Annotated in this window: 12 protein-coding genes and 1 pseudogene; 9 read left to right on the forward strand and 4 right to left on the reverse strand. The window is 63.3% G+C overall.

The genetic code is table 11. The annotated features are described in order from the left end of the window. Positions 1 to 19 precede the first annotated feature (19 nt). From LOY53_RS16230 to LOY53_RS16250, 5 genes and pseudogenes are all read left to right on the forward strand, one after another. The gene (locus LOY53_RS16230; protein ID WP_258702972.1) at positions 20 to 949 is read left to right on the forward strand and encodes a LysR family transcriptional regulator; all 930 of its coding nucleotides are present in this window, start codon (positions 20 to 22) and stop codon (positions 947 to 949) included. Positions 950 to 1,073: 124 nt separating this feature from the next. After that, a complete protein-coding gene (locus LOY53_RS16235; protein ID WP_252824851.1) occupies positions 1,074 to 1,805 on the forward strand; it encodes a helix-turn-helix transcriptional regulator in 732 nt (243 codons plus the stop codon). 112 nt (positions 1,806 to 1,917) lie between these two features. After that, a complete protein-coding gene (locus LOY53_RS16240; protein WP_258702973.1) occupies positions 1,918 to 3,408 on the forward strand; it encodes an efflux transporter outer membrane subunit in 1,491 nt (496 codons plus the stop codon). Then, positions 3,405 to 4,562, forward strand: a complete 1,158-nt coding sequence (locus LOY53_RS16245) for an HlyD family secretion protein (RefSeq protein WP_258702974.1) — start codon at positions 3,405 to 3,407, stop codon at positions 4,560 to 4,562. Before LOY53_RS16240 ends, LOY53_RS16245 begins: the two co-directional genes overlap by 4 nt. After that, positions 4,552 to 6,065: pseudogene (locus LOY53_RS16250) on the forward strand (DHA2 family efflux MFS transporter permease subunit). Before LOY53_RS16245 ends, LOY53_RS16250 begins: the two are co-directional and overlap by 11 nt. Positions 6,066 to 6,124: 59 nt before the next feature. Here LOY53_RS16250 and adhP read toward each other — a convergent pair. The 3 genes from adhP to LOY53_RS16265 form a co-directional block, all read right to left on the reverse strand. Then, positions 6,125 to 7,135, reverse strand: coding sequence for an alcohol dehydrogenase AdhP (gene adhP / locus LOY53_RS16255; protein WP_099428906.1), 1,011 nt, complete (start codon positions 7,133 to 7,135; stop codon positions 6,125 to 6,127). A 325-nt stretch (positions 7,136 to 7,460) separates the two neighbouring features. Further along, entirely contained in the window at positions 7,461 to 7,790 is a 330-nt protein-coding gene (locus LOY53_RS16260) for a hypothetical protein (RefSeq protein WP_027596171.1), read from the reverse strand. Positions 7,791 to 7,825: 35 nt separating this feature from the next. Further along, on the reverse strand, positions 7,826 to 9,496 hold the full coding sequence (locus LOY53_RS16265; RefSeq protein ID WP_252824855.1) for a hypothetical protein: 1,671 nt from the start codon (positions 9,494 to 9,496) through the stop codon (positions 7,826 to 7,828). 363 nt (positions 9,497 to 9,859) lie between these two features. Between LOY53_RS16265 and LOY53_RS16270 the strand changes: the two genes are divergently transcribed. The 3 genes from LOY53_RS16270 (at position 9,860) to LOY53_RS16280 (ending at position 11,662) form a co-directional block, all read left to right on the forward strand. Continuing rightward, positions 9,860 to 10,855 (forward strand): 5'-nucleotidase, encoded by a 996-nt coding sequence (locus tag LOY53_RS16270; protein ID WP_252824856.1) that lies wholly within the window; start codon positions 9,860 to 9,862, stop codon positions 10,853 to 10,855. A 64-nt stretch (positions 10,856 to 10,919) separates the two neighbouring features. Continuing rightward, on the forward strand, positions 10,920 to 11,180 hold the full coding sequence (locus tag LOY53_RS16275) for a helix-hairpin-helix domain-containing protein (RefSeq protein ID WP_252824857.1): 261 nt from the start codon (positions 10,920 to 10,922) through the stop codon (positions 11,178 to 11,180). Continuing rightward, the gene (locus LOY53_RS16280; RefSeq protein WP_252824858.1) at positions 11,177 to 11,662 is read left to right on the forward strand and encodes a GNAT family N-acetyltransferase; all 486 of its coding nucleotides are present in this window, start codon (positions 11,177 to 11,179) and stop codon (positions 11,660 to 11,662) included. Before LOY53_RS16275 ends, LOY53_RS16280 begins: the two co-directional genes overlap by 4 nt. 415 nt (positions 11,663 to 12,077) lie before the next feature. Here LOY53_RS16280 and LOY53_RS16285 read toward each other — a convergent pair whose 3' ends face one another. Then, on the reverse strand, positions 12,078 to 12,764 hold the full coding sequence (locus tag LOY53_RS16285; protein WP_408981378.1) for a hypothetical protein: 687 nt from the start codon (positions 12,762 to 12,764) through the stop codon (positions 12,078 to 12,080). A 175-nt stretch (positions 12,765 to 12,939) separates the two neighbouring features. Here LOY53_RS16285 and LOY53_RS16290 point away from each other — a divergent pair, with 175 nt between their 5' ends. Further along, a complete protein-coding gene (locus tag LOY53_RS16290; RefSeq protein ID WP_258702976.1) occupies positions 12,940 to 13,764 on the forward strand; it encodes an AraC family transcriptional regulator in 825 nt (274 codons plus the stop codon). Positions 13,765 to 13,801: the final 37 nt, after the last annotated feature.

Below are 13,801 nucleotides of genomic sequence, written 5' to 3' on the forward strand. Positions count from 1 at the left end.
CTTTGCGCACGAGGCACAAATGGACGTCACCGGAAGGTCTGGAGAGATGGAGATTTTTGCCAAGGTGGCGCAAGAAGGCAGCTTGTCTGCGGCGGCACGCGCGCTGGGGCTGACGCCGTCGGCTGTCAGCCGGATCATCGCGCGCACCGAACAGCGCCTGGGCACTCGCCTGCTGTTGCGCACCACCCGCGCCATTACGCTGACCCCCGAGGGCGACGCCTACCTGCGCGGCGCACGGCGCATCCTGGCCGACCTGGATGAGGTCGAGGATGCCATCACCGACCAAGGTGTACCGCGGGGCCGGCTGCGGGTCAGTGCCGCACTGGGCCATGCGCGGCTGACGGTGGTGCCTTTGCTGGCGCAGTTCAGCGCCTTGTACCCGCAAGTGCTGGTCGACCTTACCTTAAGCGACGAAGTGGTCGACATCGCCGGCGGCCAGGCCGATGTCGCGCTGCGTTTCGGCCATCTGCCGGACAGCTCGCTGAGCGCCCGCTACATTGGCGACACCGGCCAAGTGATCGTCGCCTCGCCCGACTACCTGCAACGCTGCGGTACCCCGGTGGAACCTGAAGACCTGGCCCGCCACAACTGTTTGCGCTTCAACTTCCGCCGCGCTGAAGCCGACTGGCCGTTTCGCCGGGACGGGCAGGCCTTTGCCCTGAAAGTCACCGGTAACCTGGAGTGCAGCAGCGGCGAGGCACTGGCCCAATTCGCCAGGCTGGGGGCCGGCATCGCGCGCATCGGCACCTTCACAGTGGCCGATGACCTCAACAACGGGCAACTGGTGCCCGTGCTGGAAGCCTACAACCCCGGTGACCGCGAGCCGATACACGCCGTATTCGTCGGTGGCCCGGCGATGCCGGCACGGGTGCGGGTGTTCGTGGACTTCCTGGTCCAGCATCACCAGGGCTGGCCAACCCGCCACGAACAGCCACGATTTACACCCTGAGCGCAATTCAAGCGCATATTTCTGCGTTGCACGCGAACACTTAGCAACCCCGCCTGAACGCCTTGCGATAGCATTGGATCCAATCGTTACCCCTGCTCGCCACATACGGCCCGAGGAGATTGGCATGCAAGCTTTGGGAATGGACTACCGACACGGCGAAGTGGTTGCCAGCCACTGCCATGCCGAAGATCAACTGATGTATGCCGCCAACGGCGTGATGCGCGTGTGCAGCGATGGCGGCAACTGGGTGATACCGCGCGGGCAGGCGCTGTGGATACCAGCCGGCATGAGCCACGAAGTGCGCATGCAAGGCGAAGTGGCGATGCGCACCTTGCTGCTGGGGTCGCACGTCACTCGCTGCCATGTGATCGCGGTCTCCGGCCTGCTGCGCGAGTTGATCCTGGCGGGGTCACGGATGTTGCAACGCGACGAGCCGCTGGGCGAGCACGCTCGGGCACTGATCCAACGAGAACTGGAAACGGCCGAGCGCATCGACGCCTTCGTGCCAGTACCGCAGCATGCGCGGCTGCGCGCCTGGTGCGAGGGGTTTCTCGAAGACCCGGCCCAGGACCTGACGCTAGAACAGTGTGGCGCGCAGTTGAACATGAGTGCCCGCACCCTGGCGCGGTTGTTCCAGCGTGAGGTGGGGATGTCGTATGGCGAGTGGCGGGCCCGAACCCGCATGATCCTCAGCCAGCAGTGCCTGGCCGATGGCAAGCCGATCCTGAACGTGGCGCTGGAGCACGGCTACCAGAGCGCCAGCGCATTCGCCGCGATGTTCAAGCGCATCCTTGGCTACAACCCCAGCGCCTGGCAAATCAGCGTGCTCGGCACCGGCACCGCGCCCACGCACTGACCGCCAAGGCTGAGGTTGTCCCAGTTGCGCGCACGGTTGTCCCGCTTGCGGCAGCGGGGCCGCCCTGCCGCTCGATAAGCTGGCTTCACGACCCCTCATACGACTTTGCGTGATGCCAATACGATCCCTTTCCTGCCCTGCCGGGCGCGCCGCCGCCCTTGGCTTGTTCGGCGTGCTGACGGCTTGCACCGGGCACCCCACAAACGCCGTGCCCCCCACTGCATTTCAGGCAACCCCTGCACTGCACCTGCCTGCCGGCGTCAGCGACCAGGCGCTGCCCGCGCGCTGGTGGGCGCTGTACCAAGACCCGCAGCTCAATGCCTGGGTGCTGCAAGCCTTGGCGCACAACCAGGACCTGGCGCAGGCCGAAGCCAATGTGCAGGCCATGCTCGCCGGCATTGGCGAGTTCGATGCCCGGCGCTGGCCGTCCACCTCCATTGGCATGGGCGCGAGCTATGGCAAGAGCGCCGATGACCAGACCCTGGCCGAGGCGACCGACAGCCATGCGCCCTCGCAATGGGCCTTCAACCCGGCCATCGAGCTGGCTTACCAGGTCGATGTGTGGGGCCAGGTGCGCGCCGCCATCGAGCGGGCACGGGTGCAGGCCGAGGCCAGCCGCGATGCCCTGGACCTGGTGCAGCTGCACGTGGTCAGCCAGACCACCCGCGCCTACATCGACCAGTGCGTGTACGGTGCCCGCATCGCCGCAGCCAGGCAGTCCCTGAACACCCTGGAGCGCAGTGTGCAGCTCAGCGACCGCCAGCGGCAGGCCGGGGTCGCTACGGAGCTCGATAGCGTGCGCCTGCTGGGGTTGCGCGAGCAGGTGCGGGCGCAGCTGCCGATGCTGGAGGCGCGCCGGCAGGTGGCGCTGTACGAACTGAGCATGCTCAGTGGCCAGGACCCAACAACGCTCACGGACGACACCGACACCTGCCAGCGCATCCCGACTCTCGCCGCGCCGTTGCCCGCTGGCGACGCCTGGCGCCTGCTCGAACGCCGGCCCGACGTGCGCAAGGCCGAGCGCGAACTGCAGGCTGCCGCCCTGGAAGTCGATATCGTCAAGGCCGACCTGTATCCGAAAGTCAGCTTCGGTGCCTCGTTGACCTCGTCGGACCACCACCTTGCCAACCTGGGTGACAGCCGCGCGGTGATGTTTGCCATCGGGCCGTTGATCAGCTGGGAATTCCCCAATATCAAAGCCAACCGCGCACGGGTGAACAAGGCCCAGGCCTTGCAAAACGCGCAGGTCGCTCATTACCGCGGGGTAGCGCTGGCCGCCCTCAAGGATGTGCGCCAGGCGCTGGCGCGCCTTGAGGGTGAGCGCCAACGGGCCTTGGCCCTGGGTGCGGCCCTGGCGCAAGGCGAGCGTGGCTTTGCCCTCGCGCAACGCAACTACCAGGCAGGCACCGTTGATGCATTGGCGTTGCTCGACAGCGAGCGCGACCTGATCCAGGTCAGGGCCAGCCACGTCGTGGCCCAAGGCCGCCTGGCGCGTGCCCAAATCAACCTGTTCCGCGCCCTGGGCGGGCGCTGGCAGTCGTCACCAGCACCGGCCCCAAACCAGGTGCACCGCTCCGCCCCCGAGACTGGAAGCCAATCATGAATGTTGCCGTTAGCAAAAACCCGCTGCCCGATGACCAGGCCCAGGCAGTTGCCACCGCCCCCAGGCCTACCCGTCGCCGCCTGGCGCTGTACGCCGGTGGTGGCCTGACGGTGCTGGCAGCACTGGCATTCAGCGGGTACTGGTTGACCACGGGGCGCTACCTGGAAACCACCGATGACGCTTACGTGCGCGCCGACTGGGTGGCCTTGAGCGCGCGCGTGGCCGGCTATGTGGCCAAGGTGGAAGTGGAGGACGACCAGGCCGTCAAGGCCGGCGATGTGCTGGTGCACCTGCAGCACCGCGACTACCGCGCCCGCCTCGAACAGGCCACTGCTGGCGTGGCCGAAGCGCACGCCGCGCTGGCCGCCGCCCAGGCAGGCCAGCAAGTGGCCGCCGAACGCATCAATCAGCAGCAGCAGGCCATCGTCCAGGCTGAAGCGGCCGTGCACAGTGCCAACGCCGAGCGCCAGCGCAGCGAGCTGGACATGCAGCGTTACCGTGGCTTGGTGCGCGATGACGCAGCCACTGTGCAGCGCTTGGAAGCCGCCCACGCCAACGCCGTGCAAGCCGGTGCCGCCCTGCAAGGCGCGCAGGCACATTTGCGTGAACAGCGCTCGCAGCTGGCGATGGCCAAGGCACAGGCATTGGCGGCCGATGCCCAGATCAAGCAACGGGCAGCGGGCCTGAGCCGTGCCCAGGCCCGGCAGGCGCTGGCCGACCAGGATGCACAGGACACCGTCCTGCGCGCGCCCATCGACGGCGTGGTCGGCCAACGCCGCGTGCGCGCCGGGCAGTACGTGGTGCCTGGCCAGCCGCTGCTGGCGGTGGTGCCGTTGCAACAGACCTACGTGGTTGCCAACTACAAGGAAACCCAGCTGGCACACATGCGCCCGGGGCAACCGGTGCAGGTCCGTGTCGACAGCTTCTCCAGCCAGCCTGTGCAAGGCCACGTGGCCAGCTTCTCGCCGGCGTCCGGTAACGTCTTCGCGCTGCTGCCATCGGACAACGCCACTGGCAACTTCACCAAGATCGTCCAGCGTTTTCCGGTGCGCATCGTCCTCGACCGGCCGGCAGACGGCCTGCAGATACTGCCCGGCATGTCGGTGGTGACCACGGTCGACACCCGCCCCGTGGAGCCTGCCGATGAGCAGTGAGCAACGCGTACCGTTACGCGCCTGGGTGGCCGTGTTCGGCGGCCTGCTCGGCTGCTTCATGGCCGGCATGAATGTGCACGTTACCAGCGCGGCGCTGCCCGAGATCCGCGGCTCGCTGGGCGCGAGCTTCGAGGAAGGCTCGTGGATTTCCACCGCCTACCTGGTGGCGGAAATCGTCATGATTCCGCTGACAGCCTGGCTGGTCGAAGTGTTTTCCATGCGCCGGGTGATGTGGACGGGTTCGTTCATCTTCCTGCTGGCGTCGATCGCCTGCTCGTGGGCACCCAACCTTGAGGCGATGATCACCCTCAGGGTGATTCAGGGCGCTGCCGGCGCCGTGCTGATCCCCCTCTCCTTCCAGCTGATCATCACCGAACTGCCCGCCAGCAAGATGGCCATGGGTATGGCCCTGTTCAGCCTGGCCAACAGCGTGGCCCAAGCGGCCGGCCCTTCCATTGGCGGCTGGTTGACCGATGTCTATTCGTGGCGTTGGATCTTCTACCTGCAGCTGTTCCCCGGTATCGCCTTGCTGCTCGCCATCGCCTGGTCGATCGAGGCCAAACCCTGCAACTGACCCTATTGCGCCGTGGCGACTGGCTGGGCATCACGGCCATGGTCGTTGGCCTGGGCGGCCTGCAGATCGTGCTGGAAGAAGGCGGCCGGCTGGACTGGTTCGGCTCAACGTTCATTGTCGGCATGTCAATCATCGCCGGCCTGGCGCTGGCGGTGTTCGTCTATACGCAGCTGTACGGCCAGCGCGCGTTCATCAACTTGCGCTTGCTGGGGCGGTACAACTTCGGGGTGGCCAGCGTTGCCATGTTCATCTTCGGCGGGGCTACCTTTGGCCTGGTATTTCTGGTGCCCAACTACCTCTCCCAACTGCAGGGCTACAGCGCCCGCGACGTGGGGGTGGCGCTGATCGCCTATGGCGTGGTGCAGCTGCTGCTGGCACCGTTGATGCCACGGCTGATGGCCTGGACCAGCGCCAAGTTCATGGTGGCCAGCGGTTTTCTGATCATGGCTGCCGGCTGCTGGCTGGGCGCGAGCCTGACAGTCGACAGCGCCGACAACGTCATCATCCCATCCACGGTGGTACGCGGCATTGGCCAGCCGTTCATCATGGTGGCGCTGTCGGTACTGGCGGTGGCGGGGTTGGAAAAGCGAGAAGCGGGCTCCGCTTCAGCGGTGTTTTCCATGCTGCGCAACCTCGGGGGCGCCATCGGCACTGCGGCGCTGACGCAGATCGTGGCCACGCGCGAGCGTTACCACAGCGAGCGCATTCACGAGCATGTGACGGTGTTTGCGCCCAGCGTTCAGGAGCGCATCAGCCAAACCGTGCAGAACTGGCTGCCGGCCCAGCAGCAGGCGCTGGAGGGGTTGGCGGCGACCATTCGGCGGGAGGCCTACCTGATGGCTTACAGCGATGCGTTCTACCTGGCGTGCCTGGCGCTGATCGGCTGCGCGGTGGCGGCGCTGGTGCTGCGGACCAGGCAACCGGCTTGACCCCACACTGAAAACGGCCCGCACACGCGGGCCGCCTTCATTTGGGCAGGCAGCAGCCTTCAATCGGCGAATTGAATCACCATGCGGCCTTTGATCTTGCCCGCTTGCATCTCTTCGAAGATGTCATTGATGTCTTCGATCGGGCGCAGGGTCACCTTCGGCACCACCTTGCCTTGGGCGGCAAACTCGAAGGCTTCGTGCAGGTCCTGGCGGGTGCCGACCAGCGAACCGACGACCTCGATACCGTCGAGTACCAGGCGTGGAATATCCAGGCTCATGGCTTCTGGCGGCAGCCCCACAGCCACGAGGCGACCGCCCGCGCGCAGTGCATCCACTGCAGAGTTGAACGCGCTCTTGGCCACTGCCGTGACCACGGCAGCATGGGCGCCCCCGGTCTTGGCCTGGATGACTTTCGCGGCGTCTTCGTCGCGCGGGTTGACCACCAGGTCGGCGCCCATTTCACGGGCGAAGGCCAGTTGATCATCGTTGACGTCGATGGCAATGACCCGGGCGTTGAAGACGTTTTTGGCGTACTGCAGGGCAAGGTTGCCCAGGCCGCCAAGGCCGTAGATGGCCAGCCATTGCCCAGGGCGGATATTCGATGATTTCACCGCTTTGTAGGTGGTCACGCCGGCGCAGGTGATGCTGCTGGCGGCCGCTGAATCCAGCCCATCCGGGACTTTAACCGCATAGTCGGCCACCACGATGCACGCCTCGGCCATGCCACCGTCGACCGTGTAGCCGGAGTTTTTCACCTCACGGCACAGCGTTTCGTTGCCGCTGTTGCAATATTCGCAGTGCCCGCAGCCCTGGAAGAACCACGCCACACTGGCCCGGTCACCCGGCTTGAGCGACGTGACACCCGGCCCCACTTCCACGACCACGCCAATCCCTTCGTGGCCCAGAATCACACCCGTCTTGTCGCCGAAATCGCCATTCTTGACATGCAGGTCGGTATGGCAAACGCCACAGCACTGCATCTTCAGCAACGCTTCACCGTGCGCCAGCGGCCGCAGTGTTTTCTCCACTACGTCCACGCGACGCCCTTTGGCAACGACAGCAGCTTTCATAAACACCTCCGTGTCTGTCTGAGTGAGCTTGAGAGAATGCTCGGATCAGCATAGTGGCGGATGGAGGAAGAGGCGTTGCTTCAGGTCAGGTTTTGAACGGGGAGCGGGTTTACCCTAATGCCAGTCAGTTATGCCCAATGGGTCCGCTGCGCGGCCCATCGCAGGCAAGCCAGCTCCCACAGGGTGAGCGGGGCTCTCGAGAATTACGCCTTGCCTGTAGGAGCTGGCTTGCCAGCGATGGGCTGCGCAGCAGCCCAATGAATGCCGGTAAAGCTAAACGTTTGCCGTAAACAGTGGCGATGGGCCGCAGAGCGGCCCGGTAGGGTCAGTCGACGCGCACGAACACTTGCTTGGCCATGTTGTTGCCACCAATCGACTCAAGACGCTTGCCACCGTCCAGCACGCGGACGTTGATCAGCGCGACACCGTTGGCATCACGGGCTACCACCACGTCGTCCTTGCGCTCCCACTCGTCGACCTTGATCTTGTTGCCTGCGGCAATGATGTAGTCGCTGGAGAACTCGACCGTCTGCTTGCCTGCGCTGTAGCCCATCACGCTGGTCGTGGCCTCGTAGGTGCCATCCAGCGCGTCGTTGCCGCAGCCAGCCAGTACACAGAACGGCAGTGCTGCCAGCACGTATTTGAAGTGACGCATAGGTAATCCTTGTCTGTAAATCCTGAAAGAAACAATCAACCCTTGGCGGTGCCCACCAGGGAGTCGATCAACATCGCCGAGGCCGTGTCGCCGTTTTCCAGCACCAGCTGGCGAATCGATTTGCCGAACGCCGCCAGCGGCGTGTCGAAGGTGAAGTCGGACTTGCCCTGGTAGCTGGCAGCGAAGCGGATCACGTTCTCGGACCAGCCCACACGCTGCCCGGCTGCGGCCAGGTTGTAGCTGTTGAAGAAGGCCGCGGCCACCGGCGTGGTGCCATCGACATCGGCTGCATTCAGGTCAGCGCCCGCCGCGACCAGCGCGTCGGCGTAGCTGTGGTTACGCTGGGCCATGCAGGCATGCAGGGCCGTCTCGCCGCCGTAGGCCTTGGCGTTGACGTCGCTGCCCTTGAGCAGTGCCTGGAACAGCGCTTCAGGCTGCTGGCCGGCGCCATGGCGGCGTTGCAGGCTGCCGGCTTGCTGGCAGAACACCGACAGCGCAGTGTCGCCGTAGACGTTGTGCGCCTTCAGGTCTTCCTTGCCCGCCAGGGTGATCATGTGCGCGAAGCTGCACGAGCTGTAGTCGCTGCCCGCCAGGCAGTTCATCAGGCGCGTGTTGCCGTTGATATCCCGCCCCATCGGGTCGGCGCCAACCGAGATCAGGTACTCGTAGGCGTTATCGGCGACCACGGTGATCAGCGGCTTGTTCTCGTAATGCAGGCGTTGATTGACATTGATGCCGGCGCTTTTCAGCAAGTAGGCGAAGGCGTCGAGGTCCTTGATCTCTTTTGCCCAGTCCGACGTACGCGCCTGCCCCTGGGCGGCGTCCCACAGGCGCATGGCCATGGGCGAGGTGTCTGGCGGGCTATCGACATCACGTACCTGGGCCGAGCCAGGCTGATAGTTGACCCACACACCAGCCTGCTTGTCATCCTTGTAGCTGCCCTTTTCGGACACCGTGCCGGCAGGCCAGCCGCGAATGAAGTACACCTCGTACAGGCCGTTCTTTTTACCTGCGCTGTACTCGACCTTTGTGGCCGGCAGCGACGTGCCATCCGTGAACGACGTCCAGGTCTCACGCACGCCATCGAGCTCGCCAGCCTTGTAGGTCGCGCGGTCCTTCAGTGTGCCCTGGTAGTCATAGTGCTCCACCAGGCCATCGAGCTTGCCGGAGCCATCGCTGGCGAAGGTTTCCAGCAAGGTGAGCTTTTGCTGGCCATCGACCACCTTCCACTCGCGTTGGGTGCCGACACGGATCGCGCGCTTGCGGAAATCAACGGTCGGGATCTCTGTGCTGTCACTGACCTGCAAGCCTGTGGCGCAGTCGTAGTGCTGCTCGCTGCGGCGCCCGCCCTCGAGGGTGATGACGTTGTCCAGGTGATCGGCGAACTCGCCCTTGCACCAGGTTTTCTTGGGCCCGACGAACGCACCGTCCTGCAACTGACCTTCAACCAGCAGTTTGCCGTCCTGGTCGAACTCCTTCCATTCCCCGACCACTTTGCCGTCTTCGACCTTGAACGCCTGCAGCACCCGGTCACCCACCTTGTGCACCACGGTGCCGTTCAACCGCTCGCCCGACTTGCGCTCCAGGTACAGCGCATGCGGCGACCCGACAGTGCCGGTGTAGCTGGTGACTTCGTCGAAGTTGTATTCGGAGTTGCAACCTGCCAAGGCGGAGGCCAGGGCACAGAGAACGAAACGCTTTTTCATGAATATCCTTGTTGAAATGCGTGCAGCCTGTTGCGGGGCATGGCTTCGCCAACGACCAGCAATGGCCTGGGTGCAACGGAGTTAATGCAATGCGCAAAATGGCGGGCAGTGCCGCTGGAGGACATCGGCTAGAAACGCATCAAGAAACTTGCCTTTCCATGGTTAACCGCTCTGGAATGCGGGTTTCGGCGGAATTATACATAGTAGCCTAACGATGGCAACGCTAATGATCTGTGCCGCGTTTGCAAGCATGCGCCTTCCCTGTGGGCTTGCCCGCGAAGGGGCGCGGAGCGGCCCCAATTAACCATCACCCGCCTGCATACCCGTATACTCGTCAACTGCACCCCTCAAGGAGCACGTTCAATGCCCTACCCCATCGAACACAAGCTGGTCATTGGCGTGGCCTCCAGTGCACTTTTCGACCTCACCGTGTCTGACGACATCTACAAGGCCGACGGCGTCGAGGCTTACCGGCAGCACCAAGAGCAAAACCTGGATGACCCCTTTCCGAGGGGCGTTGCGTTCCCCTTCATCCGTCGCTTCCTCAGCATCAACCAGGCCTTCCCCGACCAACTCCCCGTGGAAGTGGTGTTGCTCTCGCGCAACTCGCCCGAAACCGGCTTACGCGTGTTCCGCTCCATCAGCCACTACGCCCTGGACATCACCCGCGCCGCCTTCATGTCCGGCCGCTCGCCCCACGAGTACATCCCGGCCTTCAACGCTTCGTTGTTTCTCAGCGCCAACGAAGACGACGTGCAGCGCGCCATCGACGCCAGCTACCCCGCTGGCCTGGTGCTGCCGACGCGCATCTACGACGACGAGATCGACACCGAGCTGCGCGTGGCCTTCGACTTTGACGGCGTGATCGCCGATGACGAAGCGGAAAGCGTGTACAAGCAGAACGACAACCTGGACGACTTCCAGGCCCACGAGCGGGCCCGCAAGGCCATCCCCCACCAGCCCGGGCCACTGGCAGACCTGTACCGCAAGCTCTCCCACATTCGCACGCTCGAAGACCAGAAGCTGGCACAAGACCCGAACTACAAACGCATCTTGCGCATCGCCATCGTGACCGCGCGCAATGCGCCGTCGCACGAGCGGGTGGTGACCACGTTGAAGGATTGGGGTGTGTCGCCGGATGAGTGTTTCTTCCTAGGCGGTATGGAAAAACCCCGGGTGTTGTCGATTCTCAAACCCCACGTGTTCTTCGATGATCAACGCAGCCACCTGCAATCACCGGCCGGCGACCTGCCGATGGTGCATGTGCCGTTTGGGGTGGCAAACAGAAGTGGGCCGAAGCGGCTTTCGAAAGAGCCAGTGGAAACACCACAAGGCAATGCACTGGTGAAACTTGATTAGCCCTAGCCGGCCAGCGAGTTGGTAAACTCCGGCCGCAGCATTTGCCGATAACAGGAGTTTACGGATGCCATTTCCACTGACGGAACACACAGCATTGCTGGCCCTCAAGGGCGTAGGGCCAACCGTTGTCGCTCGCCTTGAGCAGATGGGGATTGATTCGCTGGCGATGCTTAGCGAAGCGAATGTCGATGACATTTTGGCCCAGGCATCAGCGGCCGTTGGCTCCACATGCTGGAAGAACAGCCCCCAGGCGCGGGCTGCGATCAATGCGGCTATTCAGTTGGCGAAGGAAACCCAGTTGAGTGCATCGGGGGCGCGAGCGTGAGTTGCCCTATTCGCTTGGCGAATGCAGACGATGCCGAGGGCATAAGCCGAGTCGTGATAGCGGCCTTACGCGGGTCGAACGCGGCTGACTATGATGCCGAGACTATCTTGCGCATCGAGGCGTCTTTCAGTGCGGCGGCCATTCTTGAGAGCCTGACTCGGCGGTTGGTGTTTGTGGCATTGATTGAGGATGAGGTGATTGCCACGGCCAGTCTTGACGGGGATGTGGTCAAAAGTGTGTTTGTCGAACCCCAGCATCAAGGGCTTGGGGTCGGGAAACAGATGATGGCAGTGATCGAAGATGAAGCGATTGCGCGTGGGCTGAAGGTGTTGCGTGTGCCCTCCTCCATTGCGGCGGAAGGGTTTTATGCGGGGTTGGGGTTTTGCAAAGTGCGGGATGCGTTTTATGGGGAGGAGCGGACGGTTGTCATGCAGAAAACGCTTCCAGCCTTTGACCCTTCAGGCAGGTCGCGTTTTGTGTGAGATCACCTAGCACTTGCGCTGCTATTTGCCGATCGAATGCGGCTGTGATTGGGGCTGCTGTGCAGCCCCCTTGGCCCCACCCTGGGCTCTATTGTTGCCGGTGTACGAGACATACGCCGAGCCATCAGGGTTAGCTAAGTTATCGCCCGGGGTTGCATGACAGCCCCGAACAGCCCAGCCTCACTCAGCACCCGGCGGGATTCCATCCTTGTTCTTGTCCTTAAGCTTGGCCTTTTCCTCTTCCGTGGAATGCGCCGGTACTTGGCTTTGTTGCTTCTGGTCGTCTTTGCGCTCAGTCATCGTGCTGCCCTCTGGTTGATGTTCGTTAGGCACCCCTGCAGTTGGGCAGTTCAAATATAGGGGCGCAGCACCACGGCGGTGGGTTGCCCCTCCACGCCGATAAAAACGCATTACCTCATGGCCGCATCAAAGGCTCGATACCGATCCATTTCTTCACAGGTTGGTAGCAGAGTTTGATCGGTGGAATCGGCAGTTTCTGGCCTTGGACCTCCAACGCGCCCAGGTGGATAGTCCACTTGGAATGGGCATCGAACTTGTCCGTTTGGAAAATCACATAGGCGGAGCCGTAGCGTTTGTTGTTGGTGATCTTGGGGATGTTGCGGTGTACTTCGTCGCTGTTGATGTCGTAGGGCGATGGGCGCGCGGCGGTTGGGTAAACGATCGGATAGTCGTAGGTTTTGTCGATGCCCAGGTACACCTCGGGCCGCGCCTGCAGGCGTGAGCCATCTTCGAAGGTGATATAAGCCTGGCGACTGTCGTAGAGGACCGGGATCGGTGGCTCGCCGCGGTTGGAGCTGGACGATGGGCGCTGGCGGTTTTTGTTGTAGGCGATCAGTTGCACATAAAATTCACGCCGCGCGTATTTCTCGCCGGGGTATTCAACGTGCAGGACTTGCTCGATTGGCCGGTCGCTCCAGTGGGCGGCGTGGTCGTAGAGGTAGGTTTCCAGGTAGAGGGTGGTCTCCCCTTGCGGGCCTGGCACTTTGAAGTGGAATTCGGATTGGCAAAGGTCTGCGTAGGCGGGGCGCTCGCGCTTCCAGGGGACGCAGGCGGCGAGTGTGGCCACTGCCAGCAATAGCATGAGCGATTGGGTGCATTTCACGTTGGACATAACCCTCCTTGGTTCGCGTTTTCTGTACGCTAGGACCGCCGATCTGGCTCAGGGGTTCAGGCCTCTGACCTGAGTGCAGCTTTAATCAGTAGGCAACCGTTTTCAAGTGACAGTCACGCAGGGAACCCGGCAGGAAAGCCCCTCCATGGAACGTAGAACAGCCCACGCAGCCACCTCGGACTGGGTCATACGCAGCGCTCAACCCGGCAGCGTAGAGCGGATCGAAGCATGGTTCGGTAGCCATGGCTACGATCCGCATCGTCACGACACCTACTCGATCGGCCGCACCCTCGCCGGCGTACAGAGCTTTCACTACAAGGGGACGCTGTGCCACGGCGTACCGGGTAATACGCTGGTCCTGCACCCTGACGAAGTGCATGATGGCATGGCCGGTACGGATGCGGGCTTTCGCTACCGCATGGCCTACATCGACCCGGCGCTGATCCAAAACGTGCTCAGCGGTGAGCCGTTACCCTTCATTGCTGGCGGGCTGTCCAGCGACCCGCGCCTGTACCGCGCCAGTGAAGCCTTCGTGCAGGCACTGGACCACCCGCTGGAAACACTGGAAGAGCAGGACGCCGTCTATGACCTGACCATGGCCTTGCGTGCGGTCGGCGGCAAGCCACGCGGTCGCAAACGCCTGGACTACCGCTCGGCCGAGCGCGCCCGGGCATTCATCATGGAGCACTTGCACCTGGGCATCACCCTGGAGATGCTCGAACAGGCCAGCGGGCGCGAGCAATGGAGCTTGTCACGGGACTTTCGCGCCCTTTACGGCACCAGCCCCTACCGCTTTGTCACGCTGCGGCGCCTGGACACTGTTCGGCGGCTGATGCTGGATGGCTTTTCGCTGGTCGATGCAGCCCTGGCTGCGGGCTTTCACGATCAAAGCCACATGACCCGACACTTTACCCGCTGCTATGGCGTGTCACCGTTGCGCTGGCTGGAACGGCTGCGGCCTGCGCGCTGACTTGCAGGATCGTACAAGAGCGGCGCGCTTCGGGTCC

The organism is Pseudomonas sp. B21-031, assembly GCF_024748985.1.
GTDB lineage: Bacteria > Pseudomonadota > Gammaproteobacteria > Pseudomonadales > Pseudomonadaceae > Aquipseudomonas > Aquipseudomonas kermanshahensis.

What these genes read in the sequence shown, in the direction of transcription:
- LOY53_RS16265 (WP_252824855.1), bottom strand. Translation starts at nt 9,496, where the DNA reads ATGAAAAAGCGTTTCGTTCTCTGTGCCCTGGCCTCCGCCTTGGCAGGT.
- LOY53_RS16275 (WP_252824857.1), top strand. Translation starts at nt 10,920, where the DNA reads ATGCCATTTCCACTGACGGAACACACAGCATTGCTGGCCCTCAAGGGC.
- LOY53_RS16290 (WP_258702976.1), top strand. Translation starts at nt 12,940, where the DNA reads ATGGAACGTAGAACAGCCCACGCAGCCACCTCGGACTGGGTCATACGC.
- LOY53_RS16245 (WP_258702974.1), top strand. Translation starts at nt 3,405, where the DNA reads ATGAATGTTGCCGTTAGCAAAAACCCGCTGCCCGATGACCAGGCCCAG.
- LOY53_RS16235 (WP_252824851.1), top strand. Translation starts at nt 1,074, where the DNA reads ATGCAAGCTTTGGGAATGGACTACCGACACGGCGAAGTGGTTGCCAGC.
- LOY53_RS16270 (WP_252824856.1), top strand. Translation starts at nt 9,860, where the DNA reads ATGCCCTACCCCATCGAACACAAGCTGGTCATTGGCGTGGCCTCCAGT.
- LOY53_RS16285 (WP_408981378.1), bottom strand. Translation starts at nt 12,764, where the DNA reads ATGCTATTGCTGGCAGTGGCCACACTCGCCGCCTGCGTCCCCTGGAAG.
- adhP (WP_099428906.1), bottom strand. Translation starts at nt 7,135, where the DNA reads ATGAAAGCTGCTGTCGTTGCCAAAGGGCGTCGCGTGGACGTAGTGGAG.
- LOY53_RS16240 (WP_258702973.1), top strand. Translation starts at nt 1,918, where the DNA reads ATGCCAATACGATCCCTTTCCTGCCCTGCCGGGCGCGCCGCCGCCCTT.
- LOY53_RS16230 (WP_258702972.1), top strand. Translation starts at nt 20, where the DNA reads ATGGACGTCACCGGAAGGTCTGGAGAGATGGAGATTTTTGCCAAGGTG.
- LOY53_RS16260 (WP_027596171.1), bottom strand. Translation starts at nt 7,790, where the DNA reads ATGCGTCACTTCAAATACGTGCTGGCAGCACTGCCGTTCTGTGTACTG.